Origin of the sequence: Streptomyces sp. NBC_01525, assembly GCF_045040405.1 — a bacterium.
Classification (GTDB): domain Bacteria; phylum Actinomycetota; class Actinomycetes; order Streptomycetales; family Streptomycetaceae; genus Streptomyces; species Streptomyces benahoarensis.
Genome location: NZ_CP109399.1, coordinates 1 through 24518, shown reverse-complemented (window position 1 = coordinate 24518; position 24518 = coordinate 1). Strand labels below are relative to the sequence as shown.

The following is a 24518-nucleotide window of genomic DNA, read 5'->3' as shown; positions in this document are numbered from 1 at the left end:
CAGTTCTCCGCCAGAGTTTCCTTGCATCCCGGATTCCGGGATGCAAGGAAACCTCGGGGAGGATCAGCGAGGGGATTTTTGATTTTCTCGCAGCTTTGCTACCTGGTGAGCGGCCTGCAGCATCTCTTGCTGCTCCGTGTCCAAGCTTTTCATTGTGCGGCTGTGTGCGTCGCAGCCGTAGAAGGCAAGCGGTCCGGAGAAAGTAGGCAGGGGGTATCCGAGTAGATCGATCATTTCTGTCGCTACTGGGTTTTCAGGCCCTACTTCTTCGTCGGCCAGACATGCCTCGAGCGTCGGGGTTTTGGTGGGGAAGATGCGCACTACCGGCGGGATAGCTCCTGCCGTAACCCGTTCTCTCATTTTCACGGCGCTCTCTGTGTGGAATGTGAGAGCGCCATCCGGTGTGGCCAAGGCGTAGGTGAGGGGGGTCATCGGATCGAAGGCTTCATCTTCCGGGACCGGGGAATTATTCACCGAGGCTTCTTCGGATTCTGAAGCATCTGCGAGATCGCTGTCGATTTCGAAGGCTTCTCCGATTCCGATGCGCTGCTGCAGCGCTCGGAACCGGCTCAGCGTCTTCCGTTCGTCCTGGTGCTGGTCCAGGAACCGGTGCAACGTGGACCGCATGGCCGGCGGTGTCACCCAGCGCGGCACGTCGTACTCAGGGACTACCCGGTCAGAAGCGTGCGCAAGGCGCCGACTGAGGGTGGTTACTGCCGCGGACGAGACGCTGCCGGGTTTGAGCCCCGGGGTCCGCTGCCCCCAGGCCACAGCGTTGCCTGTGGCGCCCCAGGCAACGGTGATGAGCTGTCCGAGGGTGTACCCGGTGCGCAGGGATTTCTCGAACGCGTCGTGTGCTTCTTGGAGCCGGTGTTCGGGGATGGGGCCCTCGTCATACTTCCGCACCAGAAGGCTATCCAGGTACAAGACGGCCGTAAGCCTGTCCATTTCCTGGGTCAATTCATCCAGTTCACCTGGGGTTTCCAGCAGAATTCGCCACAGCGTGTCAACGGTGAATTTCCGTGCTTGCTTCACCTGGCCGCCGAGAGCGTGCGCCAGGCGCCACGGAACCGCCGCGAGATACACCCCTTCGACATTATTATTCTCATCGAAGGCGAAATCGCCGATGGTGGCAGGAAGCGTCGGGGTGATCCATGATTTCGCATGGAGGTTTTTCAGCGATTCGAGGTCAGCGTTGCGCGACGCGCCAATCTCGTAATCGAGAGCGTCGAGGGGGCCGAACGACTCGGCGTCCTTCTGCTCCATGATGTCAATCATGGTCAGGAGAGTGAAGCTGTCGCGCACCGACGGTGGCTCATCAGGGAAGGGGCGATCGCGGTGGCCGGCGATCCATGCGCCCGCGTTGGCGACCTTTGCCTCGACCGCTTTGCGCTGCTGCTCCTCGGCCCGCTTCTTTGCTTGATGCTGGGCTTCAGCTTCCCGCTGCTCCGTTTTGCGTCGTGCTTCGGCTGCAACCTCGTGACAGGTCTCGCAGGGGATCTTGGCGTTGCGTTCCTCACGAGGGAAGAGGTCGGACCGCCAGACTCGCATGGCGGCGAGATCGGAGCGTGAGCGGACCACGAGGGGGCTGGTGCACTGCGGGCATAGCACCGTCAGCAGGCAGGCATGGCTGGCGGCCTTGACAGTCCGGGAGACCAGAGCGCTGGAGCCGATGTCGGCGACCTTACTGGTCCAGGTGCCGGGCTCGGTGAATGCCCAGTACGCCAGGCACAGCTCCTTGTCCCCGCCGGACGTGCCGTCCTCGAAATGCACCTCCAGCAAGGGCCTCTCAGCGTTCGGGAACAGGTAGCGGACCACGGCCCGCTGCTGCTTCCTGCGCTTGGTCTGTTCACGCTGACGTCGACGCTGACGTTTCCCCATCGCTGCTCCTCCCGAGGCCCGAATGCTCACGCTAGTGGAACGCAGACGCCTCAACAGGACGTCCCTCAACGGGAGTTGACGCAGGTAGACGGCTCGTCAGCTAGCCGTTTGCGGCGTGGTCGGGCGGCGCGTGGGCAGCATGACCGGGACCACCAGTCCGGCAGGACGTCGGCCTCGACCGGTGCGGCCGCCGGCGTGGCACGACCGGGGACGCGGCCGCCGGATGAGGCTGGTGCCACTCGTACGCCCCTGCCCGCCTGACCGATATCTCCGGCCGCAGCCGTTGCTCGGCGGCCAGGGACGCGCTCTCCGGGCTGTGCGCGTCACGCGAGGCGGTGGAAAGCGGCGGGGACAGGCGCAGCGCGGTCGGCCTTCTGCGCGTGGGCCAGCCGACGGACGGTCCGGTCTCGTTCGGCGCGGCCCCGGCGGTCGGCCTCGGTGGCCCAGGCGGCTTCGGGCTGAGCTTCATCGCTCTCGCGGTGGACACGCAGGGCATTCACTTGCCGCTCGGCCGCGGCCTGGACACGCTGCTGAAGATCGGTGGCCGTGCGGTCGGGTTTGTGGGCGCGGTGGGCGGCGAGGGCCACCTCGTAGCCGGTGGACGTCCCGGCACGAATACGGACGGCGGCCTCCGGCTGCGCGGGCCGGGGCGTGGCGGCGCCTACCGGGATGGCGCCGGGTAGGGGGCCGGGCTGCAGGAGGCGGATCGTACGGACCGGCGCGCCCTTGGTCTGGAGGCGGGCGACGAGCTGCGGGCCGAGGAGGCGCAGGTGGGTGGCGAAGGCGGGTGAGGCGGGTCGCAGGTCGAGGCGACCGGTGGCGGCGTCGAAGTGCACGGGGGCGACCTTGCCCTCGAGGTCGGGGCACAGCTCGGGCCATTGGTCGAGGAGGGAGCCGCCGTCCACCGATGCCTTCCAGTCCTGTTCGGTGGTGAGCTGGGCGAGGACGGCGTTGAGGCCGACGGGGTCGCGGCCGTCGCGGCGGGTGCGGCGCCGCACCCGGGGCTTTGTCGACGGGCGGGTTGCGGCGGTGGCCCTCCAGGTGGCGAGGGCCTGGCGGGCGAGGTCGGCGCCGGAGGCGGTGTGCGGGTCGCTCACAGGTAGTTCCCTTCACGGCGGGCCTGACGGTCGGCGACGATGCAGAGCTTCTCGCCGTAGAGGTCGAGGGCGTCGTACGGGTCGTCGGCGTAGTGCTCGGCGACGCGGGCGAAGTCCCCCCAGCCGTAGGCGCGGGCGGTGCGGCGGTCCTCGTCGGTGTAGCCGCCCTCGGGCTTCTTGTCGGCCGCTGGGGCAGTCGGGGTGGTGCCACAGACGGCTTCCCAAGCGGCGTTGTCCATCTTCTCGTTGCTGCGGCCGCTGGCGCGCAGTTGCTCGGCGAGGTGCTGCTGCTCGCGGTTGCGGAGGTGGGTTGCGAGGAGGGTGTGGGGGCGCCTGGGCTGCCACAGGATGCCGGCACCGCGGTGGACGATGGCGGCGTCGGACGCGAACTGGAAGGCCTGCTGGAGCGTCCAGCCGCGTTCGCCCATGTCGGCGCAGACCCAGCGGACCTGGTCGTGCGAGGCACGGCGCAGCCACGGGACGGTGCTGCGGAGGGTGCGGGCGAGACGGTCGGCGAGCTGGGCACCAGCCGCGGTGACGGCGGCTCCCAGGATGGTGGAGCGCTTCTTGTCGCGGCGCTTCGAGGGGGTCTTTGCGGGGGTGGTGGAGGTGTCTGCCACCGGCTTGCCGGTAGTAGTTCCACCCCCCACCATCTTCATCTTCCCCACTACCTTTACCCCAGTGAGGGAAAGGGGCTCACGGACAGATTCGGCGCCAGGAGTATCCACAGGGTTGTCCACAGGCCTCCGGTCACGCTGGTCGACGACGATGCGGGCGTCGTAGCCCTCACCGACGAGCTGATGGCCCATGGCGCGGTCGTAGACCGGGGGGATGGCGGCGGCGTAGGTGGTGGCGGTCGCCGCGTAGCCATCGAGGCCGCGGGCCGCCCGGCTGTTGCGCTGGCTGCCGTGGGCGACGAAGACGAGGGCGCCGAGCTCGCGGAGGTAGCGCACATGGCGCGTGGCGGTCGCCCGGCTGATACGCAGCCGGGCAGCCATACGATCCAGGCCGTAGAGGACGTGCCCGAGGTCGTAGTCCATGCGCGCAGCGAGATCCTCGGCAACCCGCAGCGTCGTCGCGTTGGCACGCGGATGCAGCCCGGCGGAGACGAGCCAGGTCACCGAACGCAGCCAGCGTCGCGGCCCGCTCCGCCGGGAGACGGTCGTAGCGAGTTCCTGCTCCTCGTCGCGCACCAGCGTCCATGCGCAGCCGGACTCGGGAGGCGTGGAGACCCCGGTGTCGTCGACCGCCGAGCGTGGGGAAGGGAGCATCGCGGCAGCCGGCGCCGCGACAGCACTCACCGAGCATCCCGGAAGGGGGGGAAGAACATCCATCCGGCGACCATGGATCGAGGCGCCTGTAGGCAGGGCCTGGTCAGCCCGAACGGTTGCGGAGGCTCCCGCGGGTTGAGAGAAAACTTTGGGATCGGTCCCGGCAGGCGGGACGACACTCCCGCGAGCGCGGGTCGCCCGGCGGGGGGTGAGAGAGACGGATGCCGAGGAAACCGACCCGACGGAACGCAAAAAGTGCCCATTTCCCGCCATCCGGGCATGAGCAATCTGGAAAAACGCAGCCGCGTGCTGCATGATGGCTTCGCAGTCCTTTCTGGGCATGCAAAAGCTCTGCTTCGGTGGGGCGCTTCGTGGAGAAGCAATCGCCTCCGGGTGGCACCGGTGGCCTTCGCTCGGCTGTGGCAGGCCGAGCTGTTGGAAGGGGCCGCAGGTCCGGTGGTGCCGGCAAGCACCAGGTGGATCAGCGGCCAGCGGTAGAGGACACGCTCCCCGGCAAGGGGGCGGGAGACCTCCCGCAGGTAGGGCTACGTCATATCCGATCCTCATCGTCCGTAGGGGCGTGCCCCGCGCGTACCCCGCGCGGGTGGTTCGTGGAAGCGCGCGGCAGCTCGGCGACACGCACGTGTGCGGTGTCGTGGACGGCCTTGTGCTGTGCCGGGGCGGCCTCGGCGGGGGTGTGGCACCCGCCGGTGGAGGTCACTGAAGGCCGTGGGTCGTGGGGACAGGGGCTCCGCTCTGGGGCGCCGGTGTGATCTTCACGGCGCTGACGGGAGTCCCACTGTCTGCAAGCCCGGATGTCCGGGTACTCTTTGCCATAACGCTGGCCCTTTTCCCTTTTCTGGCTGGCGATGGCCGGGGTTCACTCCCGGCAACGACCCCGCGTCGATCCCGGTTACCAGCCGGGGGAGCGGGGTCGCTCCATATGTGGTTTGAGTCGCCGTCAGGACCTGCATGGTCATCTGGCGTACAGCGCAGCCTACCCCCTGCACCTGCAGCCCCTCCACCTTCTGACAACGTGTCTGATGATCCGGCTGCCACTCGTCGAACGTGCGTGGCAGCCCCGGGGAGCCGGAGCGGTGTAGATGGTTACGTAACCGACCGCCCCGTTACTCGGCCGGCGTCCATGGGCTTGGCGGAGTGGTACTCGTCCCCCCGCAATCCCAGCAGTCGAACTCTTCGGGGTCCTCGAACCGGGTTCCCCAAAATCCCGCGCGGGGGCAGTAGACGACGTTCTCCGCCTCGCACCAACCGCACACGAACAAAAACTCCATGCCCACCTCTCTTCCCCCACCCGGCACGCCGCCTACCGGCTGCCCGCCCCAGCATGACAACTCCATCGGCGTCGGCGCCTCCGACGACAGCAAAGCCCGCGAGGTCCTCGTAGCAGCCGACGCCGGCGGCGACGCCCTGCACGAGCTGCGCCAGGGCCTGGGCCTCCTTGAGCCCACCGACTGACGGCCGCGGCCCTCCTGGGCGGGAGGCACCAGCCCTCCCGCCCAGTGCACCCACCCATCCCACCGACCCTGTGAGGGCCTCGTGCAGAACCTCATCAGCGCACCCGCCAGACCACCCACAACCAGCGAAGCCTCCCCGGAACTCTCCCTTGAGGACCGGCTGACCGCCATCGACGCGGAGATGACCGTCAAGCTGGACGAAGCCGCCGTGACGTTCGAGGTGAACACCGCACACATCCCGGCCGAACCCATGGACCTGGCCGACGCCGTCACCGTCCCCGCCGAAACCACCCCTCACCCACTGCCGGACCTGTACCCGACCCCCGTCGCCGCCCTGCTGCAACGCGCCCACCACCGACTCGTCACCACCTGGATCACCCTGCGCACCAGCCGCCGATAGCTCCCGCCGACCACGAGGACGCGGTTCGCGCATGAGCCGGACCGCGGACTACCCGAGCCCCCTCATACCTGGCCGAGATGAGGGGCGGCATGACCGGCCACCGGCCACTGCCGCCCCAGGACGGACGCGCTGGCCTCACCGCGCACCGTCGAACTGTCCACCAACGGCACCATCGAGATGTCCCGCCAGGCCGGGACACCGATCAGCCTCGCCGACAACATCGGCCAGGTCATCGACCACCCCAACCCCTGCCGCAACAAGTGGTTCGACGAGAGCGACTTCTCCTACTTCCGCATGGTCAAGCGCGTCGGTGAGGCACTGGAGGACACCCGCATCTGGCCCGTCACCTGGCCGATTCGCCTGTGGATCGTCGAACCGCTCGGCGACACCGGCAACTGGGACCAGCGCCACTACCCCTACCGGCTCCTCTCCCACCAGATCCGCGTCGCCCAGGAGACCGACGCCTGGCCTGCCCTCGGGGCCGGCGGTCGTGAGGTCCTGGACGTCATCCGCCATCAGATCCCCGAACGGGCCGCCCAGTGGGCCGCCGACTGGGACGCCGACCCTGAGGGCATGCGCGAGCGGCGCCGGAACTGGGAGCAGTGCGGCGGCCGTACCTGCGGCAGCGGCAGGTGGGCGCAGTCGGTGGCCTACGCGACCTCGCGCGCTCGCCGCGAGTCGGCCGCGCAGTACTGGGCCGAGCGTCTGGCCGTCGACACCGTCAACCAGCTCCTCGCCGACACCGACGTCAGCCCGGCCGCGCTCCACTACGCCCGCAACCGTGCCACCGACCTGACCGTGGCCGCCCAGCACCAGGCTCGGCTCGACGCGTATGTCCTCGACGCCCTGCGCGGTGACGCCCTCGACACGCCGTGGTGTGAGCGGGGGCATCGCCGCCGCCATCGCCGCGTCGAAGTGACCCTGATCCACCTGGCGGCCCCCTGTGCCGCCCCGACCGCGACCACCGCGGCCGGGGCGGTGCAGAGGACCGGACAGCCCCGGCCCGCACCAAGTTGAGGAGCGTTCGTGACCCTCTCGAATTCCACCACCGCGCGCACCATCGGCGCGGACGTGCTCGACCACCTGAGCATCGTCGGCGGCGTGGTCGTCGGGACCGCCGTCGGCCGCTTCGCTCACGCCCGCACCACCGAGCGGCACGGTCCCATCAGCCGCCTCGCCGCCGGTGTTGCCGCCGGGGTGGCGGCCGCGGCCCTCACCGACAGTCTGCTGGCCACCGCCACCGGCCCCGTGCGCCGCGCCCTGCGCGACACCGAGCCCGCCGCCCCGGCCGCCTCCCGGGACGAGGCCCGGCCCCGCGTCGCCGCACAGGCGGCCACCGACGTCGCGTACAAGGCCAAGTCCCGCTGGTACTGGAGCGACCTGCGCAACCCCGCCGCCACCGACGACCTGTGGCAGGGCTACGAGGACGGCACCGCCACCTACTACCTGGCGCCCGGCTTGTACCTGCGCTTCCAGCCCCACCACGACGACCTCGGCACCAAGCACTCGGTGGGCTGGACGGAGCAGTACACCCTGGAGTCCGGCGAGGGCACCACCGTCCTGTCCGGACCGGCCCACCTGCTGGAACTGCTCGACTCCCTGGACATGGCCGACCCGGACACCACCGGGATCTGACACACGCCCCGGGGCAGGCGCCACGGTGTCCAACCAGCCGCCGGCGACCTCCCCAACCCCGACGAAGGCGCGCCCGCGACCTGGGCCGTCTGATCTCCGCACCACGCACGAAGGCCCGTAGAAAGCGCCGTTCGGAGATACGGGCCTTCGTGCGTTCCTGGGGCTGACGGCTATTACGCCGTAATAACCACAGCGGGTCCTGCGTCTGCGTCTGGCTGGTGATGCCCTCGATCCGGCGCTGCCGGTTATTACGCCGTAATAACCAAGCGGTAGCTCCGGCTCTGCTCAGGAGCTTCAGCGCTGCAGTTCCTGAGCGGCTTCGCGGAGGAGCTGCTCGAAGAGGGGCTCCTCCATGTGTTGACGCAGGATCGTCAAGACGGTGGCGGGGCGGTCGAAGGGCCAGCCTTCGACGGATGCGGCGGTGGTTTCCGACTGCTTGGGCTCAGGGGCTGAAGCTGGCGCCGGAACCGGGGCAGTGGCTACGGCACTGGCAGTTGGCGCCGGGACGGGGTCCTGTGGGCCGGGTTCGGCTGCCCCCGCGGGGGCGGTGCGTACGCCGCTCTCGGTCGGTGCCACGGAGGACGGGGTCTGCCTCTTCCGCTGCTGGGCCTTCTTCTCCGCCGTCGCGGCCCGTTTGTCCGCCTCGTCCTTCTGCTGCTGTGGGGGGAACTTGCTGAGGCCGCGGACATGCTCGACCTTGCGCTTCCCGGCGTCGAGGTCGGCCTGGAGCGCGGGGTCCAGCTTGAGCAGGGAGAGCCGCTGCGAGATGAATCCCTGGGAGATCCCGAGCCGCTGCGATGCCTTGTTCTGGGAACCGTAGAACTTGACGAGGCGCTCGAGAGCCGTCGCCTCGTCAAGTTCGGTCATGTCCTCCCGGTGGACGTTGGCGACGTAGGCGGCCTCCAGGAGCTGCTCGTCGGAGGTCGCGAACGCATCGTCGAGGCTGTACTTGAGGGCTTCGAGTCCAGCTTCGCGTGCTGCCGCGAGGCGCCGGTTGCCGTCGACGACCACGTACTCCGTGCCGGGCCGGAGTTCTTCCGCTCGGCCAGGCCGATCCGCGAGATACGCCTCCACGGTCACGACGGTGATGGCGTTGACCAGCCCTACCTCAAGGAGGCTTTGGCGGAGGCCAGCGAGGTCCCCTAGCTCTTCGCGGGGATTGCCAGGGTTCTCGCTGATCAGCTTCAGAGGCAGCGTCTGCGGGTACTTCGGCTGACCTCCGTAACCGTCGAGGGTGGTGCCGGTGGCCTGAGCGATGGCTGCCCGACGGTCGCTGACGGAGTGGTTGGCTCGTGAGAAGCTGCGGGACTTTCCGAGCTTGTCGGCCTTGCGGCTCACGCGATCTCCCTGGCCAGCGCTCGCAGGTTCATGGACTGCTCACATGCCGGGGCGTAAGACAGGAGTGGCTCCTTGACGCGGACGGCTTCACGCTGCTGTGTGCGATCGGGGAGGACCGCGATGACCCTCGGGTCCTTTATGGCCTTCCACTCTTCAAGCGAGCTCGTGGCGATGTAGCCGCGGCGCGCGTCGTACTGGTTGACGATCAGGCCGAGGTAGTCAATGTCGATGCGCAGATCGTTGCGTGCGTCTTCGATCTGCTCGACGAGAAGCTCGTAGGCGTCGGCGCTGCTGTCCTCGGCGAGGACGACGATGCCGATGCCTGAGGCGCCGGGACGCTCGCCGTCGCGGCGTCGGCCGTAGTAGATCGCGGTGTCCATGGACAGCCCCAGGCTCGGCGGGCAGTCGATGATGATCGTGTCGAAGTCGTCCTCAAGTGGGGCGAGAGCACGCTCAAGAGCCGCTTCCCTCGCCCGGGCGCGGGCGAGGCCGAGGTCGATGAGGAAGGCGTCGTGACAGCCGGGGAGGAGAGCCAGGCGCCCGCCGAAGCTTTCCTCGGCAACGGGCACGACCAGGTCGCGGATGTCGCTCTTGCTCTCCCCGATCATGTGCTTGGCCAGACTGTCCTCGTCACGCGGGATGATGTCCTGGCCGAGCTGCTTGGTGAGGTGACACTGCGGGTCGAAGTCCACGAGCAGAACACGGTGGCCAAGGCCCGGGAGTTCGGCGACATCGGCCTCGCGATTGTCGTCGAACAGGTACTTCAGAGCCCGCACGGCATAGAGCTGTTCGCTGTCCTCCGCGCAGGCCTCCCCCAGCCCAGCGGTGACCATGGTCTTGCCCACGCCGCCCTTCTGGTTGCAGATGATCATCCGCCGGGCGAACGCCGGGCGCTCCACTGTGGGAGCAGGGTTGGAGTCCAGCCAGAGTTGGACCGACTGGGCAAGCCCCTGGATCAGGGAGACACCGCGTGCAGACGCGTCGGCACGGAACTGCTCCCACTGCCCGGTGGGAAGCCAGGTGGAGAAGGATTCCGCTCCCGACGTGTCGAGGGGCTTGAGGTTGGATCCGAGGGCCTGCCACGAGGCGATGCCTTCTGCCGCGGCGTCCTGGAGCGCGATCCCGAGCTGGGCGGCGCGGACCTTGAGTAGCTGACGGAGGCCAGCGGGAAGCTTGGATACGACCTTCTCACGGTCGCTTTGAGGACTCGTCATGGAGTGCACTTTACTAACGTCGATGAGGTTAATAGCGTTAGGGGCGTTAGTGTCTCCATTCGGCTGTGCGCCTACCGCATCCCGCAGGTCCACGGCCAGCGCGAATCGATGCTGGCAAATTCTGAGCGATCGGGGCGACCTGTGTAATCCCGCCCGCCGCCCGCCGCGCTGGTGGCTCTTCAGCCCGCGCCATCCCGGCCGTCGCCCACCTCGGGGGCACGGCCAACAGCCTCTACACGATGGCCATGAACTACATCCGCACCGACGCGGACGTCTCGGCGAGCATGATGAAGCCACAGCAGCTCCCGGCCTCCGCCGATCCGCAGTGCAGCAGCGAACCCCGCGCCGTCGACATCCCCACCACCGTCGGACGCGCCAACTGGACGGTGCGCGAGATCATCGCCACGTTCTGGCCACAAGGCGACCCGGACAAGCTGCGCCAGGCGGCCCGCGACTGGCAGCATGTCGGCGAGCTGATCACCGTCGGCGCCTCCGACGCGGTGGCCGCCGGCGGGGAGGCCGCGCTGATCGCCGAGGCCGGTGCCGCCGCCGCAGCCATGACCGCCGAAGTCGAAGCCAGCGCCGAGCTCGCCGTCCTCGCCGAGGCCGCCGCCGTCGTTGACTCCGCCGCAGCACGCATCGTCATCCCCGCAGCCACTACCGCCGCAATGACACTGGCCGCGACACCTGCCGCAGCCAGCACCCCTACACCGGCCGGTGGTCTGCCGCCCCTTCCCCGCTCCCCGAACAGTGCTTTCCCGCCCCTGTCGCCTGCCGGCCAGCAGCAGATGCACGGGTGGATGAGCCAGATGGACGCCGACGGCCGCACCAGCCCTGCTGTGCAGCCGACCGGTAAGAAACCGAAGGTCGACGCCCGGCGGGCCTACCAGATACGGGTGGCCGGATCCACGGAGTACAACCTCTACACTCCCGTGACCACGGACAGCGGACGCGAACGCGGGATGAACGCCGACGGCGTGCGCGCCGAGGACGGCGCCGCGATCGACGCCAAATACATCGGCCAGCAAAAGAGCTGCCGCTCACCCCTGCGCGTGGGCAACATCGACAACGTCCCCGACTTCGTCTACGAGTCAACGATGAAGAGCCAGGAGGACGAGGCGAGACGCTACGCCGAGGCTTTCAAGGACCCTCGCAACAAGGTCAACCACCTTGAGGTCATCACCAACGACGAGAAGGCCGGCGCCTACTACGACGCCATGCTGGCTGCCGAACACGTGCCGGGCGAGACCCGCATCGAGAAGTAACCGCCATCACCGAAAAGGGACGAGCCCGTGGGAACCCACTACTACATCAGCGCCGACCAGCAACGCGGCGCCCGCTGGTCGTTCACCGCCGAGGACCTCGCTGCCACCGCCACCCGGATCTGGCCCGACACCACCGTCGACACCTACGACGGCGACACCACCGAGCTGCAGATCCACCTCGACGACGAGACACTCACCTTCATTTGGGACGACGAGTACAAGGTGCTGCGCTTCCCCGACCACCAGGACCTGGAGGTGCCGGCCCGCGTCGTCCACCGCCTCTTGCGTGAGCTCGCCCCCGATGTTCCGGCTGTGTGGTGGAGCGAAGCCGATGCCACCTTGGAGCCCGTCGACCTCTCACCCGATCCCGAGCCCTTCGCCCAGTCCTTCGGCGGCTGAGACCGGCCGCGGATGGGCACGGCCCCGGACCGGTCAAGGGCACCGGCCCATGGACGTCGTCACCGCATGCGCGCAGTTGGGGCGGGCCCGGAACATTCCAATCCGCCCTGCGCCGACGACGCTGGAGCGGTTGCTGCCTACGCCCATGCTCACCTCCGCGGTGCGACGGCTCCGGACCGTGGGCTCGGATGCCTGATGGCGCCCACCGTCGCCGCCCAGAAGCCGTGCCCGTCCAGCGCGTTCTGCATCCCGCAGGACGACGGTTCATCTTGAGCAAGAGCAGGTTCATTCCGGGAGCAGTTCGGCGGTGCGTTCGGCGACCTCGTGGTGCAGGGCGTCGCGCACGGCCCGTACGGCAGGGTGCGTGACCGCTTCCCGCCGGACCGCCAGCGTGATCGGCAACCTGATGTCGACCTGGTCGGCCAGCAGCCGTCGCAGCTGGGCCCGGTGGGCCAGGAAGGCCGGCAGCACCCCGATCCCGGCCCCCAGGCGGGTGGCTTCGACCTGGGCGAAGACGTTCGTGGAGGAGAATGCGGTGGTGGCGCCCGGCAGATGGCGTTCGATGTCGAGGTCGCCGACCTGGAGCATCGACTCGATGTAGAAGACCAGTGCGTGCTCTCGCAGGTCGGCGAGTTCCTCAGGGGACCCGCGCCGGGCGAGGTACTCGTCACTGGCGTACAGCCCCAGTGCGTAGTCGGTGAGGTGTTCCGTCACCAGCCGGTGACCCGTCGGCCTGCCGATGGCCAGGGCAAGATCGAATCCTGAGGCGTGCAGGGTCAGCTGTCGGGTCGCCGTGACGAGTTCGACCTGGAGCCGGGGATGCTGACGGCGTACCCGGGCCAACGCAGATGTGGCGAAGACGGTGCCGAACCCGTCGGGAGCGCTCACCCGCACGGTGCCGTGCAGGGCGGGCGCGCCCTGGCCGGCCACGGCTTCGACGACGCGGGCCAGGGCGTCCTCGATCGCGCGGGCGCTCTGCGAGACGGCCTTTCCGGCGTCCGTCAGGGCCCAGCCCTCCGAGCCGCGTTCGATCAGCCGGGTGCCGAGGCCCTTCTCCAGGGCGGCGATACGGCGGGACACGGTGGTGTGGTCGACGCCGAGGGCATCAGCCGCGGCCACCAGACGGCCCGTACGCGCGACCGCGAGCAGAAAGCGCAGGTCGTCCGCGCGAAGCCGACGCGGATCGACCGTGCCGCGGCTGCTCTCCACAAGCGGGGCCAGATGCTCGGTTGCTGGGCGGGGACCTGGATGCACGAGGTGACCGTATCTGCATTTGTGCAGACCGGATCTGCGTCATTGGCGCTTGAACGCACAGGCGCACGGGCGTCACAGTCGAACCGCCCGGCCGGAGCCCCATCCCATGAACAGTTGAGAGGCCCTCCATGGTTGCCAGTCTTTCCCTGCCACAGATCATGCGCGTCGGCCGCGGCGCAGCCGACGAGTTGGGCGACGTCCTCACCGGACTGGGGCTGAGCCGCCCCCTCCTGGTGACAGACGGCTTCCTGGCCGGCTCGGGCGCGGCGGAACGCCTGCTGGCGGCGTTGAAGGGCGCCGGACTGCACCCGCGGCTGTTCTCCGGCACCGTGCCCGACCCGACGACTGACTCCCTGGCACCGGGCCTGACAGCGCTGCGCGCTCACGAGGCGGACGCGGTGATCGGCTTCGGCGGCGGCAGCCCGATGGACACGGCCAAGGCCCTCGCGCTCCTCGGCGTCCAGGGCGGCCACATGCACGACTACAAGGCCCCGCGCGTCAACCTCGGCCCCGCGCTCCCGGTGATCGCCGTCCCCACCACCGCCGGCAGCGGATCGGAAGCCACCCAGTTCACCGTCATCACCGACAGCGCCACGGACGAGAAGATGCTCTGCCTGGGCCCGGCGTTCCTGCCGCTCGCCGCCGTCATCGACGTCGAACTGACCATGTCGATGCCGCCCCGGCTGACCGCCGACACCGGCCTCGACGCCCTCACCCACGCCGTCGAGGCGTACGTGAGCCGCAAGGCCAACCCCTTCTCCGACAGCCTCGCCCTCACCGCGATCACCACCATCGGCCGCCATCTGCACCGCGCGTACGCCGACGGCGCGGACGCACCGGCCCGCGAGGCGATGATGCTCGCCGCGACCCAGGCCGGCATCGCGTTCTCGAACTCCAGCGTGGCCCTCGTGCACGGCATGAGCCGCCCCATCGGCGCCCACTTCCACGTCGCCCACGGCCTGTCGAACGCCATGCTGTTCCCCGCCGTCACCGCCTTCTCCGTGCACGCGGCGCCCGGCCGCTACGCCGACTGCGCCCGCGCCCTGGGCGCCGCGCCCCCCACGGACACCGACGCCGTGGCCGCCGGCAAACTCGTCGACGCACTGCGCTGCCTGTGCCGTGACCTGGAAGTGCCCACACCCCGCGCCTACGGCATCGACCAGGACGCCTGGGCCCGCCTGACGCCCCTGATGGCCGAGCAGGCCCTCGCCTCCGGCTCCCCCGCCAACAACCCCGTCGTGCCCACCACCGACCAGATCCAGGACCTCTACACCCAGATCTACGGCTGACATCCCGTCAGCACACTTCAGGATCTGTGGCCGCAAACACCAGGAGGTCTGCCGCCGAGGCACACGAACTCGCTCGGCGTTGGTGCGAGGTCTGACGGTGGCACCGCAGGGTAGACCTGGGTATGCGCATCGAATGGCGACGCTTCGCCACCACCAAAGGCATGACGCCTGACGCATACCGGGAGTTCTGCTGGGGTGCTCAGCTGCCCGAGGTGGCCGGCGGTTATGGGCTGCTCTTCGGCTACGACCCCGTCGGTGGGCTGCTGTTCACCGCGGTGGTCGCGGATGTCGATTATGCGCGGCTCCTGGGTCAGAGCCAGGGCGTCACTGTGCCCGGCGAGAAGATCACCAAGCTGCTGTCCGACTGGCCCGCCCTCGATCCGAGCGCGGAGAGCGTCTGGAGTTGAGGCGCCCGGCGCCGCCGTCCGCGGGAGGCGGTGGGATCTTCCCGTGCGCCGGTGCTGCTCGGCACGCTGCGGCGGCGACGAGTTGGAGGGCGGGATGCGAGCTGGTGCTGGCCTTCCCTCCGCTGTCGCAGAGCTTCGAGCGCGGCAGCCGGGAGGACCGGCAACTGGGGGTGTGGCGCGGGTGGGAGACCGCCCGGGTTGTCCGAGGCCAGCTCATCCGTACGGTCTGCGACGACGGCGACGAACCCGTTGGCGTGTCGGTCGCCCGGGCCCGGGAGCTGGTGCCCGCCGCGCTGCGGGTCGCCGGCTGGGATGCCGCGCGCGCCCTGGACATCGTCGAGCCGAAATCGACAGGATCTGGAAGAACGTCGGAAACCGCGCTCGTAGGCGAGGAGGCACGCCCGTACCGATTTTTTTCGGCTGACGGGGGCCAGTACGGAGCCGCACGTACAGGTCAGCGACGCGGCCCTCTATGGAGAGAATGTCCCGTCCGGCAGCGCGGTGGGCAGGCGCGCCGTGGAGCGTCGGCTACGGGGCAGGCTCAACGATCGACGTCGTGACCCCGCGCCGGTCGGTGCTACGCCTGCATGCCCGGGCGGCGCAGTCGAGGTACACATCCCAGGTGTCGACGCCATCGCCTCGCACGAACCCGTACGGTGCGGTCAACGCCGCCCAAGCGGCTCTGAAGACGAGTTCTGGTCCGCGCCGCATGTTGTCGAGCTCCATCTCAAGGAGGTCGTGGAAGCTGAACTGGTAGGAGCCGACCGTAGCTGCGGACGCCGCCTGGTGGTGAGCTCGGCGGGCCGCCTCGAACCACTGCGCTGCCCGCTCCTGGTCTTCCAGCACGTTGACGACGATCGTGAAGAACGACGCGGTGGGCCCGGCGCTGGCAGGCCACCGGTCTGTCGGCAGTCCGAAGTGATTGCCCATCTCCAGGGCGAGGCGGAAGCCAAAGTCATGGGTCACGCCACACAACTACCGCGCCCGACCTGCCGCCCGATGCGTGGCGCGCAGCTCAGCAACCAGGGGAACGTCCGTACGGGGCCTCCCCCGGTCAACGCGCAAGGCTCCCTTCGCTGCGGCCCGCTCCCCGCAGCTGCGCGACCTCCAGCGGGAGGTCGAGGGGGCCTGAAGGTGATGGAGTCCTCCAATGGCGCCAACTCCGTCGGTACGGGCGTCCGCCAGCACCTCGTCTACCTGTAGAACGCGGACGGTGCTGCACCGGGGTGCAGCACCGTCCGCGTCGTACGGTGGGCCAGGTCCTGTCGCGTCGGGCGGTCGCCGACGTTGCTCACCGTGTTCTCCAGGCGCTCGTGGAGGACGCTGGTCGTTCGGTGCCGAAAGAAGGGGCGGCATCGCGTCGGGAGCGAATCAGGGCCCCGGCCTGGTGGAAGGTCAGCGCTTCCGGCGGGAGGCGAGGTCGATCGGCTCGGTCGGCCGCTGCCGACGGACGGCCTTCTCCAAGCGCTCTTTTTCGTACTCGGCGACGCGGTGCTCGTAGCGTTCCTGGAAGTGGGGGTGGTCGAACCGGTCGTCGTCGTCCATCTCCCCGATCGCTGCCAGCTGCTCCGCGGGGGTGCGGAAGCCGGCGATGAGCGGGCTGAGGCGGTAGACGCCGTTGCCCTCCTTCCACACCATCTGCGCGAACCCGAGGTGCTGCAGGCCCCGCGTGACCTGCGAGCGGCTCATGCCGACCCAGCTGGCGATCACATCCTGCACGGCCACAACACGTCCGCCGGGCTCCTGGTTGCCCAGGAGCTTTGGAATGAGCGGGTAGGCGGCCAGGGGCATGCCCGTCGGGGTGAACACGAGGGCGTTGTTGGCGGTCCAGACGTAATCGGGAACCATGCTCTGCACAGCGACGGTCATGACGTCCTATCCTCCTCCGGCCGCGCCTTCTTGGCGGCGGCGCGGGCCCGCGCCCGGGCCTTGTCCTCCCGGGGTGGCTTCTTCTCCGGGTCCGGCAGGTTCCGCAGGTGGCGGAATGCCTCTGGCAGATCCTCATTGTCTTCGATCGCGTCCAGCAGGGAGAGCTGGTCCACCTTCATGGTGCCCTGGGCTCGCAGGCCCGGCTTCGACTTGACCGGGACCCGGCCGCCCTTGAGGGTCAGCCGGGGGTGCAGCTGGTAGACACCGCCCTTGACCTTCACGACCACCCCGATCTGCCCAGCTTCCTTCAACGACCGCGAGATCTGGGACTGCTTGACCTTCAGCAGACCCGCGAGGCGGACCTGGGTGGCGACCACGATGCCGCCGGGCTTCTGCATGCCCATCATCCGGACGATCAGCCGCAGGGAGACCAAGTCGTCGCGGTAGTAGTCGGCGAGCCAGCACAGGAACGTCTGGCTGTCCATGACGAAAGCCTCATCGAGGAATCCGTCGCTGGTGACCGGCGGCTCCACCGAAGCCCGGTAGCCCTCCGGCAGGTTGACCACGTTGGCCTGCCTCAACGCTCCTGGTTGCCGGAACGCGCTCGGAGGCGGTGCCGGGGGAGCGTTGGCCGGAGTGGGCTTCCGGCGCGGCTGGTAGGGCTGGGCCGACATCGGGACTCCGCTCCTCATGATCACGCGGTGGGAGCCGCAGCATACTGGATTGTGCCTCTGGCGCACATTTCTGTACTCGTGGCGCACTTTCCGCGTGTCGATATCACCCCCAGGTGATATTCGAGCGCGAAGTGAACCTCCAGCGCGCCCGCGCGTTTTGTGCGCGTGGTGCACAAAACGCGCGACGCCCTCTGAGGCCCTCTCTCTTGAAATGTGCACCTGCTGCACAAACTGGCAGGGTTTTACAACCCCTGGGTGATATCCAGGACCCTCCGATATCACCCAGGGGTGATACCCCTGAAGAGCAAAAGAGCCCCTGACCTGGGGAAACGTACATCTCTCTACCCCCTCTAGAACGTGCGCGCGCGTGATACTGGATCTTGCTGCCGTTATCAACTACCGGCACGCGGCTATCTGTGGGTGGGCACCTTCAGGTGACATGCGAGCTGTCACCTGGGGTCAGCTGGTGCTGTTTTGTGTGTGGTTTGGTGGTGGTTTGTGGGTTGTAGGGGGTGTTGGTGGGGTTGGGGGGTGGTGTGGGTGGTGTGGGTTGTAAGGGCGGGCGGGGTTGGTGTGGGTGGTGGGTTTCGTTGCCCGGCCTGGGGGCCGGGCGACTTCGGTGCCTCCGATTGTCGGAGGTTTATGTTGCGCTGGTCGGGGGTGCTGTTCGAGGGTTGAGGTTCCGGGGTTGTGGGCGAGTTCGTCGGTGCAGGCCGGGGTGGAGTGTCCGGCTCTGACGGCGAAGAAGGTCGGGTCCCTGGGCACTTCGGTTGGTGCCTAGCCCTGCGGTCCTCAGTCCGCCGTCTGCTCCTCTGTCCAGGGGCCACGCTCAGCGCCCTTCTTGTGTCCGCCTCATCGAACGACAAATTGGTGTCTAGTGGATGTCAAATCTGCTTCCATTTTGCGTCCAATTTTCGGTATGTTGGGTGTATGAGTGATGACCAGTTCGATGGTGTGGAAGCCTTGTTGGAGGAAGCGCGGTTGACGGCGGGTATGCCCGGGCCGGCGGAGCGTCGTCGTCTGCGTGAGGCCGCTGATCTGTCCCGGGCGCAGGTGGCTGCGGCGGTGGGGGTGGGTCGTCAGACCGTCGCCAACTGGGAAGACGGCTCCAGCACGCCGCAACCGCCCGCGCGGGGCAAGTACCTCCGCCTCCTGGAGGGCCTCGCCCGACTCCATCCCGCCCGCGCAGCAGCCCCGGTCGCCCCGGAGCCGGTGGCGCCCGCGTTCGTCGCGCCACAGGCCGCCCAGGCTGCCCAGACTGCGTGGGGCGTCGACGGGCTGGCCGTCCAGGGGGAGCCGGGCCCGTGCATCCGGTGCGGCGTTGTCACACCGCACCGGTCCACCGACGGCCGTCCCCTGCACGCCGGCGCCCTGTGCAAGCCCCCAGCGGCTCCCACGGCCCCGCAGCCCACGGCCGCCACCCAGCCCACAGCCGCCCCCACACCGGCTCCCGCACCCGCCGCCACGGCCTCGCCCGTACCGGCACCGGTGCCGACCCGTCCCCAGCGCCGCGCGAAGTCCGCGGCCCGCGCCCAGGCCGAGACCCACACCCTGATCACCCGCGCCGTGCACGAGGAGCTGGAGCGCGCCGAAGGCGACACCGAGGCCGCACTGAAGGCGCTGATCAAGCGCGCCATCCCGGACGTCATGACGTTGTTCGAAGAGACCCGGGCCACCGCCCGCTACCAGTTCACCGCCTATCCGGCGCTGCCGGACATTCTCAAGAAGCCCTCGAAGCGTGAGCCGGACCAGATCTGGGAGGCCCGCCCCGCCTTCCACCACCCCGACTTCTCCCTCAAGCTGCCCGGCAGCGTCCAGGTCACCGCCCTCGACGCCAACGCGGCCTACCTCTCCGCCCTCAAGTGCTGGCTGCCGATCGGCAAGTTGGAGCACACCACCGGCGCCGACGGCGTGGACCCCAAGCGCTCCGGAGTCCACCTGATCACCCCCGCCCCATGGCGCCACCCGCATCTGCCCAACCCCCTCGGCGACCGCGACACCGACGGGGCACTGTGGGTCACCGACGCCACTCTCAGGCTGCTATCGCGCCTGGCCGGACCGAAATACGGCCTTACCAGCGCGCCAGAAATCCACGAATCGTGGACGTCCGGCGCGACAGAGAATTTCCTCGACGCGCTCCGCAAGATTCTCACCGCCGCGCGGGAAAAAGCGATCGAGGAAGACGACACGGTCACCACCGAGTACGTCAAAGCGATGTATTCGAAGTTCGTTTCCACCATGGGCGAGTCGATCCACAACCGCGACGTCATCCGCCCGGACTGGATGCACAACATCCACAGCCAGGCCTACGCCAACCTGTGGGCCAAGGCCTACAAAGCCCACCAGGCCGGCCTCGACGTCGTCGCCATGATGGGCACCGACGAGCTGCACGTCACCGGCGACTGGCGCCAGGTCTTCGCCGAAGGCCGCGGCGTGGCCCAGATGAAGATCAAGCACGGTGACGCCAAGGCCTCCGGCGAGTACACCCTCGGCAAGGTGACCCGCTGATGGCCGGCACCGAAGCGGGCCGCTGGCGGGACCTGGGCGCCTACCGGGCCCGCGGCCTGCCCGGCTGGGTCGCCCTGGCCGAGGGCCTCGACCGCATGGTCACCGGCATCGAGTCACCCGTCGGCACCGCACGCGGCCTGGCCGCCCGCCTGCGCTACCTGACCGCCTCCGACGCCGGCTACGAGGCCATGGACCGCGCCGGCATCCACGTCCGCCCCCGCACCCTGATCGCCTGGCTCGCCGAGGAACAGACCCCCAGCAAAGCCAACCTCGCCCGCCTGGACGCCGCCTACTGGCAGCTGCGCCGCCGCAACACCGTCCCCGACCTCAAGCGCCGGCTCAACAACCGCGGCCGCGGCACCCGCATCGAGATCGACCCCGTCGACCAGTCCCAGGTCGAACGCCGCCACCAGCGCGACCTTCAAACCCGCTCCATCAACGTCCGCGGCGGCGTGTGGGACCGCGCCGTCGACGCCTGGATCGACGGCAACACCGACGAACTCGACGCGATCTGGGACGAGATCATCAGCAGCGGCCTCGGCACCGACTGGGACGCCTACACCCACGTCTCCTCCGTCGGCTGGGCCGCCTGACCACACGAACGAAGGGCCCGGAGTCACTCCAATTGACTCCGGGCCCTTCACCGTCACCGTAAACCCGCACCCGCCCGCGCTGATCTACGAGGTACTGCTTGGGTCGTTCACCTGCCCCGCTCGGCCTGCCGGAGCCGGCGCTGCCAGCTGCCAGGCCTCGGGGCGCCGGAATGGCCACTGCGATCACCCCCCCGGGGCCGGGCGGACGCGCCGCCCGGCCCCGGGGCAACCTCCCCGGGCCGGTGCAGCCACGGGTCAGGTGGTGCCGAGGGCGCGGTCTTCGGCCGGCGGCGCAGGGTTCTCGTCCTGCTGGGCGCGGGCTTCGAGGTCCACGAGGGTCGAGGCGATCTCGTCCTTGCGCCACCTCTCGGGGGAGTTGTAGGGCACCAGACCGCGCGCGTAGGCCATGCGCAGCAGTTCCGTCTTGGTGTGCTTGCGCATGAGCTCACGCAGGCGCTGCGCCCGCCTGCCGCTCCGCGCCGCCCGGGCCCTGTGCTCTTCCTCTGCCCCGGCGCCGTTTCCGTCGGCCGCCGGCACCCGAGCGTCTGACGGCACCCGAGCGTCTGACGGCGCGGGCGGGCCGGGCACGTCGCCGGCCGCCTCCGTGCTGCCGGGTGAGCTCGGTGGTGGTCCGGCCCATTCCAGTGCGAGGGCGGCGAGCGCGGCGAGCCGGTCCGCATGCAGTTTCGCGCGGCGGCTCTTGCTGTTCGACAAGAACACCCCCAGCTTCACCGCGTGCTCCTGACCGTCGACCACCACGGTCTCCACATGGGCCCTGGGCACCGTCACAGAGCCCGTACGGGCCTTGTACTGCACCAAGGCCGCAACCCCCCGATCGAAGGCCGCAGAGCCGCCCTCCGCGGCCCTGGCCCGGGCCCGCTCCACGGCGGCCGGCAGCGGCGTGACACCGAGCTCGGCCAGCCGCTTGCGTTGCCCTTCGCCCAGCTGCTGCCACCCCTCCCGCTGCGCGCGGAGCCAGGTGCCGATGTCCTGGCCGCTCACGGTGACGCCGGGCAGGATCTCGGGAAGGGTGGCCCCGTCGTCGAGGACCGCGGCGAGCGCGGCATACCGCTGCTGCCACTGGAGCGGCCACGGCGGATTCCAGTCCCGGTCGATCCGCTCCAGCGCCCGGCGCCGCTCCGCCGCGCGTTCCTCGTCCTTGCCCAACCCGCCCGCCTTGCGGCAGTTGGCCAGCCACTGACCGACCGCCACTCCGTCGAGGGACGCGTCCTTGGGCGCAGCGAGCGTACGGTGCACGGCGAAGTAGCCCCGGGCGGCGGCGAGGTTCTTGTAGAAGCGGGCATCGACGACTGACCAGACCATGCCCAGCTCGTCCAGCAACTGAGCCCGCCATGCCTTCAGCGTCCCCGCACGAAACGCCCGGCGCTGCTCGCTGACCCACGCTCCCAGCGCGTACGTCCCGCCGTTGCCGCCATCACCGTTGCTCTCGGTCGTCCCAAGCGGCACGACGGTGTCCATCGGCACCTGGGCATGCCCCTGCGACGCGACCCATTTGCGCAGGGCGTTGAGCCCGGACAGCCACACCTCGGAGTCCGGCCGCAGCACCCGGGTGCGCAGGAACGCGGCGATGACGTCGGGGTTGCGCGGCAGGGAGAACCGCAGCAACGGCACACCCCCGCGGCCGTCCTCGTCCTCCTGGCCCCCGTCCTCGCCGCCGGCGGCCTCGGCCGCCGCGTCCGTCTCCCGGCCGTCCTGCTCCGCGCCCTCCCCGGCGCCGCCGTCGGAGGCCGGCTGCTCCTCCTCGGACTGCCCGTCCTCGCCCTCGTCGTGCTCGTCCTCCTCGCGTCCGGGATCGAGGGCCACCACCGAGGTGGCCTTGCCACGGGAGCTGGCGGTGCGCAGGACCATGCGCTCGATGAGCCGGGAGTCATGGGCACGCAACCCCTGCAACACCGCTACAAGGGGCCGGTAGGAAGCGGAGGCCATCATGTCCTCAGGGTCCTCCCCGGCCTGCAGGAAGACCGGCACGACCAGCCGTGCGACCTTCCCCTCACCGGGGGCCTGCCGCAGCCCCCGGCCGGTGATCTGCACGATCTGCACCGGCGAACTGCGCGTGTCCGCGAACACCACGCCGTCGACACCGCGCCTGCCGCGGATGTCGACCCCTTCACCCAGCACCTGGCACGACGCCAGGATGCCCAGGTCGGTCACCCAGCCGTCGGCGTCCAGCCCGTTCGCGTACCGGTCGAGCACCACCCGCCGGTGGGCTGCCGAATGCTCCCCGCACAGCCACTCGGCCCCCACCCGCTTCGGGTAGACCGCAGGATCCGTCTCGTGCAGCTCCGCGGCCGTCTCCGGCAGCGCCCGCGCGAACGCCATCGCCTCGAGCGTGCGCCAGTGGAACGTCATCAGATTCCGGACCCCGGTGGCATCCGCGTGCTTGAGCAACGCCGCCTGCAGAGCGGCAAGCCGCCGGCCCCGCACCTCCTCCGCAACGGCGCCCTCGCCCGGGGCCTCGGGGTCGCGGATCTCCAGCACATCCACCTCGAACGACGCGAGGATGCCCCGCTCCACAGCCTCCATCAGCCCGAGTTCGTACAAGACGGGCCCATAGAACTCGACGTCGTCCATCGACGCCACCAACCGCCCGCCCAACGCCTCTGACCGGCCTTCAGAGCCGCTCTCCGCGCCCTCCCCACCGGATGCCTCGCCGGATGCCGCAGCGGGCGCCCACAGGCGGGGCGTGGCGGTCATGTACAGCCGCCGCGCCGCCGAAATCCGCTCCTGATCGTGAACAGCCGCCCACGCCTTACCCATCGCCCCGCTCGTCCGGTGCGCCTCATCCACCACCAGCAGGTCGAACGGACTCATCCGCTGGCCGTACGAACCGCGCAGCGCCTGCTCCAGCACCCCCGGAGCCCCCGCACGCTCCTCGTCGGCCACACCCTCGCCGTCGCCGTCCTGGTCGTCCTCCAGACCCTGAGACACCAGGCTCGCGTAAGTCGCGAACACCACCATCGGCCCCTGACGCGCCCACAGCGCCAACTGCGTCGGATTCGTCGTGCACCGCACATCCAACGCCTCCAGCAGCGGATCCGCCCCCAACGAACACACCGCCACCGCAGGACCCTTGTGCCCCACCGCACGCCACGCCTGAACCGTCTGCGTCAGCAGATCCAGCGTCGGCACCAACACCCCCACCAGCCCCCGGGGCACCATCCGCAGTGCCGCCGTCGCCGCCGAGATCGTCTTGCCCGTACCGGTCGCCGACACCACCTGCCCACGCAACCCCCGGGCAGACAACACCCCATCCAGAGGCCCCGAAAGCCCCCGGACAACCGCATCAACAAACTCCACCTGATGCGGGAAAAGCGGAATCTCACCCATCTTGTTTCCCATCCCCTGCCCCTCCATTTCCGCCCTGAAGGAAAATCAACGCAACAATAAACCGCTCGAAAGACACCGTGGATTCCCCCCCTGCATCAAGGGACATTCCGGAGCTGACCAAAACACCGGACGGCCGGGAGTGAGATTCGGTGTTTTCCCTCCGGTACTGGAGGGAAAATGTTGTGCAGGGAAACCCAGGGGTCTGCCGACCCTGGGGTGGTGCCTTCGTTTCACAAATTCTACCCCTGCATCACGTAGTGATGCAGGGGGGTGGAAGGAAGCGGACCCGGGGGGCGAACTCTGGTAGGGTGCGACTCGCAAGACACTGGAATCAGGTGGCCTGGACGTTGAGTGATGACCGGCCAGAACCCGATGGCCCATCGACTGCCCGCTACCGCCCCGTCAGAAGCAGACATCCCCTCACCACTCCCATAGGCCGCCTGCTTGAAGTCGCATCAGGAACCTCCCCTGTGCTCGCCGGACCGACCACACCCCGAGACCAGCTCGGGCGGTAAATTCGGAGGAATTTACGAAACAATTCCGGAGGAATTGTTTAAACCCGGAGGGGTTTATCGTCTTTACGATCCGTAGGATCGTGCGT

20 protein-coding genes are annotated in these 24518 nt (G+C 69.1%); 10 read left to right on the top strand and 10 right to left on the bottom strand.

The annotated features are described in order from the left end of the window. Positions 1–63 precede the first annotated feature (63 nt). The 3 genes from OG422_RS31575 to OG422_RS31565 all read right to left on the bottom strand — a co-directional run bounded on the left by OG422_RS31575 (position 64) and on the right by OG422_RS31565 (position 4249). The gene (locus tag OG422_RS31575) at positions 64–1881 is read right to left on the bottom strand and encodes a hypothetical protein (RefSeq protein WP_331757301.1); all 1818 of its coding nucleotides are present in this window, start codon (positions 1879–1881) and stop codon (positions 64–66) included. Positions 1882–2204: 323 nt separating this feature from the next. Continuing rightward, complete coding sequence (locus tag OG422_RS31570) at positions 2205–2978, bottom strand: DUF721 domain-containing protein (protein ID WP_331757299.1); 774 nt, start codon at positions 2976–2978, stop codon at positions 2205–2207. Further along, positions 2975–4249, bottom strand: coding sequence for a hypothetical protein (locus OG422_RS31565; protein WP_331757297.1), 1275 nt, complete (start codon positions 4247–4249; stop codon positions 2975–2977). The genes OG422_RS31570 and OG422_RS31565 overlap by 4 nt, the downstream gene beginning before the upstream one ends. 1290 nt (positions 4250–5539) lie before the next feature. Between OG422_RS31565 and OG422_RS31560 the strand changes: the two genes are divergently transcribed. The 4 genes from OG422_RS31560 (at position 5540) to OG422_RS31545 (ending at position 7759) form a co-directional block, all read left to right on the top strand. Then, the gene (locus OG422_RS31560; protein WP_331757295.1) at positions 5540–5725 is read left to right on the top strand and encodes a hypothetical protein; all 186 of its coding nucleotides are present in this window, start codon (positions 5540–5542) and stop codon (positions 5723–5725) included. Positions 5726–5806: 81 nt separating this feature from the next. Next, the gene (locus tag OG422_RS31555) at positions 5807–6124 is read left to right on the top strand and encodes a hypothetical protein (protein ID WP_331757293.1); all 318 of its coding nucleotides are present in this window, start codon (positions 5807–5809) and stop codon (positions 6122–6124) included. 177 nt (positions 6125–6301) lie between these two features. Then, complete coding sequence (locus tag OG422_RS31550) at positions 6302–7141, top strand: hypothetical protein (protein ID WP_331757292.1); 840 nt, start codon at positions 6302–6304, stop codon at positions 7139–7141. A gap of 9 nt (positions 7142–7150) precedes the next feature. After that, a complete protein-coding gene (locus tag OG422_RS31545) occupies positions 7151–7759 on the top strand; it encodes a hypothetical protein (RefSeq protein WP_331757290.1) in 609 nt (202 codons plus the stop codon). 294 nt (positions 7760–8053) lie between these two features. Here the strand turns inward: OG422_RS31545 and OG422_RS31540 are convergent, their stop codons facing one another. Then, entirely contained in the window at positions 8054–9097 is a 1044-nt protein-coding gene (locus tag OG422_RS31540) for a ParB/RepB/Spo0J family partition protein (RefSeq protein ID WP_331757288.1), read from the bottom strand. Then, positions 9094–10311: a ParA family protein gene (locus OG422_RS31535; RefSeq protein ID WP_331757286.1), complete on the bottom strand. Its 1218-nt coding sequence runs from the start codon at positions 10309–10311 to the stop codon at positions 9094–9096. The genes OG422_RS31540 and OG422_RS31535 overlap by 4 nt, the downstream gene beginning before the upstream one ends. A gap of 239 nt (positions 10312–10550) precedes the next feature. Between OG422_RS31535 and OG422_RS31530 the strand changes: the two genes are divergently transcribed. Further along, complete coding sequence (locus OG422_RS31530) at positions 10551–11576, top strand: restriction endonuclease fold toxin-2 domain-containing protein (RefSeq protein WP_331757284.1); 1026 nt, start codon at positions 10551–10553, stop codon at positions 11574–11576. A 27-nt stretch (positions 11577–11603) separates the two neighbouring features. Further along, a complete protein-coding gene (locus tag OG422_RS31525; protein WP_331757282.1) occupies positions 11604–11975 on the top strand; it encodes a hypothetical protein in 372 nt (123 codons plus the stop codon). A gap of 285 nt (positions 11976–12260) precedes the next feature. Here the strand turns inward: OG422_RS31525 and OG422_RS31520 are convergent, their stop codons facing one another. Then, a complete protein-coding gene (locus OG422_RS31520; RefSeq protein ID WP_405748187.1) occupies positions 12261–13229 on the bottom strand; it encodes a LysR family transcriptional regulator in 969 nt (322 codons plus the stop codon). A gap of 128 nt (positions 13230–13357) precedes the next feature. On the opposite strand from OG422_RS31520, the gene OG422_RS31515 reads away from it, so the two are divergent. Next, on the top strand, positions 13358–14518 hold the full coding sequence (locus tag OG422_RS31515) for an iron-containing alcohol dehydrogenase (protein WP_331757278.1): 1161 nt from the start codon (positions 13358–13360) through the stop codon (positions 14516–14518). A 161-nt stretch (positions 14519–14679) separates the two neighbouring features. After that, the gene (locus tag OG422_RS31510) at positions 14680–14925 is read left to right on the top strand and encodes a hypothetical protein (protein ID WP_405748185.1); all 246 of its coding nucleotides are present in this window, start codon (positions 14680–14682) and stop codon (positions 14923–14925) included. A gap of 528 nt (positions 14926–15453) precedes the next feature. Here the strand turns inward: OG422_RS31510 and OG422_RS31505 are convergent. From OG422_RS31505 to OG422_RS31495, 3 genes are all read right to left on the bottom strand, one after another. Further along, positions 15454–15891 carry a hypothetical protein gene (locus OG422_RS31505; protein ID WP_331757275.1) on the bottom strand — a complete coding sequence of 146 codons (438 nt, stop codon included), beginning with the start codon at positions 15889–15891 and terminating at the stop codon, positions 15454–15456. A gap of 429 nt (positions 15892–16320) precedes the next feature. Next, entirely contained in the window at positions 16321–16794 is a 474-nt protein-coding gene (locus OG422_RS31500) for a hypothetical protein (protein WP_331757274.1), read from the bottom strand. Beyond that, positions 16791–17375 (bottom strand): hypothetical protein, encoded by a 585-nt coding sequence (locus OG422_RS31495; protein ID WP_143940109.1) that lies wholly within the window; start codon positions 17373–17375, stop codon positions 16791–16793. Before OG422_RS31495 ends, OG422_RS31500 begins: the two co-directional genes overlap by 4 nt. Before the next feature lie 1023 nt (positions 17376–18398). Between OG422_RS31495 and OG422_RS31490 the strand changes: the two genes are divergently transcribed. Then, positions 18399–19976 (top strand): helix-turn-helix domain-containing protein, encoded by a 1578-nt coding sequence (locus OG422_RS31490; protein ID WP_331757269.1) that lies wholly within the window; start codon positions 18399–18401, stop codon positions 19974–19976. Next, positions 19976–20569, top strand: coding sequence for a transcriptional regulator (locus OG422_RS31485; RefSeq protein ID WP_331757267.1), 594 nt, complete (start codon positions 19976–19978; stop codon positions 20567–20569). The genes OG422_RS31490 and OG422_RS31485 overlap by 1 nt, the downstream gene beginning before the upstream one ends. Positions 20570–20824: 255 nt before the next feature. On the opposite strand, the gene OG422_RS31480 is transcribed toward OG422_RS31485, so the two are convergent. Next, on the bottom strand, positions 20825–23917 hold the full coding sequence (locus OG422_RS31480; protein WP_405748216.1) for a Helicase associated domain protein: 3093 nt from the start codon (positions 23915–23917) through the stop codon (positions 20825–20827). Positions 23918–24518 lie beyond the last annotated feature (601 nt).